General features: G+C 42.8%; 2 protein-coding genes. One reads left to right on the forward strand and one right to left on the reverse strand.

Annotation, left to right across the window (positions count from 1 at the left end):
* Positions 1-378 precede the first annotated feature (378 nt).
* Complete coding sequence (locus PX484_RS02205) at positions 379-1452, forward strand: Gfo/Idh/MocA family protein (RefSeq protein WP_002803270.1); 1074 nt, start codon at positions 379-381, stop codon at positions 1450-1452.
* A gap of 51 nt (positions 1453-1503) precedes the next feature.
* Here the strand turns inward: PX484_RS02205 and PX484_RS02210 are convergent.
* Positions 1504-1826, reverse strand: a 323-nt coding sequence (locus PX484_RS02210) for an excalibur calcium-binding domain-containing protein (protein ID WP_288102739.1), incomplete at its 5' end; no start/stop codon positions are given.

Raw genomic sequence — 1826 nt, forward strand, 5'->3', positions numbered from 1 at the left:
GGCTTGATATTGAGATGGTTTTCCTCTAAGCTTGTACTCTAAAACAAACATTTTGCGTTATCGACCTACCACGCAAACTACTCTAGCATACTAAAATTAAATTGGCAACTATAGATTAGAGTTATTCTTAGTCGTGCTTCGCTGTTGTATGCTGGTCAGCTTTTCATCTCCGAGGTGAAACCGAGGGTTCCTTCAAGCCGACATTATAGGTAAAAACCCGCAGATGAAATCAGAAAATCTTCTCAGAACCCCCATTGACACCGACATCGTGTCAGAATCTGGATAACCATGATACCATCTTGGTAATTAATCGACAAAATCAGCTTGATTAATTTAATCAAGTGGTGTGGGGAGTGTGAACACAGGAGTCTAAAATTCATGTCCAATCAACCAGCAAACTTTCCGGGTAACAGAAATCAACTCAAACCGATTAAAGTCGGGATTATCGGGGTCGGTAACATGGGACAACACCATAGTCGCATCCTGAGTTTATTAAAAGACGTGGAATTCGTCGGGGTGGCCGATGTCAACGTCGAAAAGGGTCTGGAAACTGCCAGTAAATACCGAGTCCGTTTTTTTGAAAATTATTTAGATCTCTTACCTAGGGTAGATGCGGTTTGTCTCGCTGTCCCCACGCGGTTACACCATCGAGTCGGGATGGACTGTCTGCAAGCGGGAGTACATACCTTGATCGAGAAACCGATCGCCGCTAGTATTAGTGAAGCGGAATCTTTAGTCAATGCGGCAGCCGATCATGATTGTATTCTGCAAGTGGGTCATATCGAGCGTTTTAATCCCGCTTTCCAAGAGTTATCGAAGGTCTTGAAAACCGAGGAGATTTTAGCGATTGAATCCCATCGCATGAGTCCCTATTCCCAACGCGCTAATGATGTGTCGGTGGTGTTAGATTTAATGATCCACGATATAGATTTAATTTTAGAATTAGTCGCCGCTCCCGTGGTGAAATTAACCGCTAGTGGTAGTCGCGCTGCCACTGATTCCGGTTATCTCGATTATGTCACTGCAACCCTTGGTTTTAGTAATGGAGTGGTGGCTAATTTAACCGCTAGTAAGGTGACTCATCGCAAGATTCGCCGTTTAGCGGCCCACTGTAAAAATTCTCTCACGGAAGCGGATTTTCTCAATAATGAAATCCTCATTCACCGGCAAACCACCGCTAACTATAGCACCGATTACGGTCAAGTTCTCTACCGTCAAGATGGTTTAATTGAAAAGGTTTATACCAGCAATATTGAACCTCTACACGCGGAATTAGAACATTTTGTTCATTGTGTGCGCGGTGGGGACCAACCTTCTGTCGGTGGGGAACAAGCTTTAAAAGCTTTACGATTAGCTAGTTTAATCGAACAAATTGCCCTTGATGGTCGCGTTTGGCAACAATCGGACTGGAATTATCAATATCTTAATTCTCCCGTGATTACTGCTTCTTGATTGTTTTTACCCCGATTCTTTAAGTAAGAGAATTGGGGTGAGGAAACAAAATTAGTTATCTGGAAAACTTTCCCAACATTTTTCTGAGGATTTTTTTCCACACCATTGACTTTCACAGGGAACTCCATCACCGTCTCCATCCATTTTGACATTGGGGCAATTTCTCAAGAAAAAAGTCGCTTCTGCACAGGAGGTCATCTGGGAACAGTGAGTTCTACCATCGCACCGAAACTGTGGAGAAGGACTAGGTTTTTTCTGGGGAGTGGGACGATTATTGTTGTTAGCTACGGCTAAATTATTGAGGGTTTGATTGCCAGAAATTGGTGATTTTATTGATATTTGTTCGCTCAGAAAACCCAGAATTAAAATAACAA

Source organism: Microcystis sp. M49636_WE2 (assembly GCF_030065375.1).
GTDB lineage: Bacteria > Cyanobacteriota > Cyanobacteriia > Cyanobacteriales > Microcystaceae > Microcystis > Microcystis aeruginosa_C.

Excerpts from the sequence above, each read along its gene's own strand:
- PX484_RS02205 (WP_002803270.1), top strand. The coding sequence starts at position 379 with ATGTCCAATCAACCAGCAAACTTTCCGGGTAACAGAAATCAACTCAAA.